This window comes from Petrotoga halophila DSM 16923 (assembly GCF_002924615.1).
In genome coordinates this window covers 1-2,680 of the sequence record NZ_JALY01000252.1, presented here as the reverse complement: position 1 = coordinate 2,680, position 2,680 = coordinate 1, and the positions used below count along the sequence as shown (strand labels likewise).

General features: G+C 31.8%; 2 protein-coding genes. Both read right to left on the bottom strand.

Going from position 1 to position 2,680, the window contains the following annotated elements:
• Positions 1 to 104 precede the first annotated feature (104 nt).
• Positions 105 to 1,199, bottom strand: coding sequence for a M14 family metallopeptidase (locus tag AA81_RS12085; RefSeq protein ID WP_103078220.1), 1,095 nt, complete (start codon positions 1,197 to 1,199; stop codon positions 105 to 107).
• 14 nt (positions 1,200 to 1,213) lie between these two features.
• A complete protein-coding gene (locus AA81_RS12080) occupies positions 1,214 to 2,608 on the bottom strand; it encodes a YfcC family protein (RefSeq protein WP_103078219.1) in 1,395 nt (464 codons plus the stop codon).
• Positions 2,609 to 2,680: the final 72 nt, after the last annotated feature.

Sequence of the window (2,680 nt, the reverse complement as noted above, 5' to 3'; positions counted from 1 at the left end):
CTTCCCGTTCCTATTATACTTATTTTCAAAATTATATCCCTCCAATTTTTTAAGTTTGCATGCTATGAAAAACATAACTCAAGGTTATAGTATACTTTTATTTTCTACTTAAAAAATTCAAAATATTTCAATATTCCATTCAATGCCTTTTTAGTATCTTCTTCAAAAGAACTTCGCCAATCATTACGCTCTGGAAAAAACATCTCTCTAAATAATTTATCGACTTTCGATCTTACTCGCACACTTTTTGCACCATACCACCATGCTTGATTCTCTAAAACCAAACTTTTTATACTTTTCAATTGGCCCATTAATCCTTCGCCATATGTACCAAATTCCAAGCACGTAGAATAGAAATTTGAAGTACTTTGATATTTTTTGTGTATATAATCTATCATATCTCCATTTATACTGTAAAAAGTTTCTTTTTTCGCTTGTGTAATAGGAGAGTAATCAAACTGCTTTTCTCTGGTATTGCAATCTTCTTTATCAAAGGCAGAATTAACAATCAACAATTTATCTTTTGGACCTGCTCCTGTATGGATATCTAAGTGAAGGATAAAGTCGTAGGTGTTAAAAACTTTTTCGTATATTTCTTTTATGTACTTAGTTGATTTTTCTTCTTTCTTTCCGCCATAATAAACAGATTTATTATCAACATATTGTCCTTTGGTTAGAGCCTCTTTTATCCCTTTCGAACCTAATTTTAATAAATAAGGTAACAATTCAAAAAATCCAACTATTAAACTGGAGTCTAAAACACCAACCGGCCTTTTTTTGGTGAAATACCTTTTCATTTTTTTATATGACTCGTTGCTTAAATCCTCGTTTTGATAAAGAAAATTTCTATTTAAATCAACGTTGTTTTCATTTACTCTTCTTTTATGCCTCATTCCCCAAGGGTTCAAGGAATGAATGAGAAACAACGAAATTTCTTGATTTTTTATTCGGTGTAAAAACTCTTTAACGAATATCTGCATGAACACATTACCTGCGTATCCTTCTATTCCATGCTCGCCTGTTGTAATAAGAAACAACTTTCTGTTACCTTCGTTCTGACATAAAAAACTATCAATATAACTGTCCTCTTCAATTGAATAGGAATCATTAGAAACTGTAGAATAATATTTATTTAACTCATTTTCAAAGGTGTAAAAGTTCTTTCTACACTTATCAAAATCATACGAATAATCATACATCTCTCTATCTCCTATTATATAGGACCGTATCCTATTTTTACTGCAATATACAAATATAACAAAGAAAGAAGAAACATAACCAGCTGAATCTTCCAAATGAATTTAAACCATTTAAAATAACTAACTCCAGCTATTCCCAACGAGATTAACAACACTGCATTAGTAGGATACAACAAATTACTAAATCCATCTCCAAAAACGAAAGCTTGTACAGCGGTTTGTCTCGTGATTCCAACCAAGTCTGCCAAAGGAACTATAATTGGCATAGTCAAAAATGCTTTTGCGGAAGCTGAACCTATGAATAGATTCATAACAAAAAAAAGCAAATAAATCAAAAAAGTTGCAGCGACAGTTCCTGATTCAGATATAACAATAGATGCATTGTACAATATCGTGTCTAAGATTTTTCCATTGGTAATTATTAGTTTTACCGACATAGCCATGAGAATCAATATGACTCCAGGCAACAGATTGCTCATGCCAATTAAAAAATCTTTGAACACTTTAGAAATACTTTTTTCTACAACTAAACCCGATAAAAAACCTCCTACCATGAATAGCACACCAACAACGGGTAACATAAGGCCACTCATAAATCCGGTAAAACCAGAAATTAAAATCAGTATAAACAATATGGAAATTATTGTTATTAAAATTTTAGAAGCTTTTGAAGTGTTTACATCATAATCGATGGTTTCTATTTGCTGATCAACAACCTCTTTTTGGTGTTTTTTAGCATAATTCCTCAAAAAAACAAATAAAAGTAGGTAAGTTGTGATAAAAATAATTATTCTGAGGCCTATTCCCGAAAAAAGTGGAATTTCAGCTATTCTTTGTGCCACCCCTAAACTAAACGGATTCGCTATTGCTGCAGAAAAACCAAATCCTGCTGCGAGTAAACTCATCCCCAAACCTGTTAGGTCATCCCAACCCAACGATATTGAAAACATTATTACAATCGGTATTAAAGGGACAATCTCTTCAAAAATCCCCATCAAAGCACCTAAAAGCATAAAAACTAGAATCATCAAACCTAATAAAACATTTTTTTGTTTGCTGTACCTTTTAACAATCTTATTGATAATGTATTCAATGACATGGTTTTTATTCAAAATATAGATTGAACCAGAAACTACCAATATAAACACAATAATAGTGATTATAAGGGGTGCATCAGAGCTCCATAATACTTCGATAGGAGCGGTAAACCATCGCCAAAAGGGATAATTTGGTTTTTCTATTGTCTGGTAAGAATCTTCTACGATGACTGTTCTTCCGTCTATAAACTCTCTTTCATACTCCCCCGCAGGCAATAAAATTGTTAATACCCCTGAGATCATCATAATAGAAAAAATAACTAATGCTGAGGTTATAAACATGTTTCTGCTTATTTTTACAGACTTTTCCATACCTCATCCCCCTCGTATAAGACGTTTTGATTTTTTACTGTCTATAGTATTCTTAAATTTCAATAACCTTTC

Coding starts and splice junctions, on each gene's coding strand:
- AA81_RS12085 (WP_103078220.1), bottom strand. CDS start 1,199: ATGTATGATTATTCGTATGATTTTGATAAGTGTAGAAAGAACTTTTAC.
- AA81_RS12080 (WP_103078219.1), bottom strand. CDS start 2,608: ATGGAAAAGTCTGTAAAAATAAGCAGAAACATGTTTATAACCTCAGCA.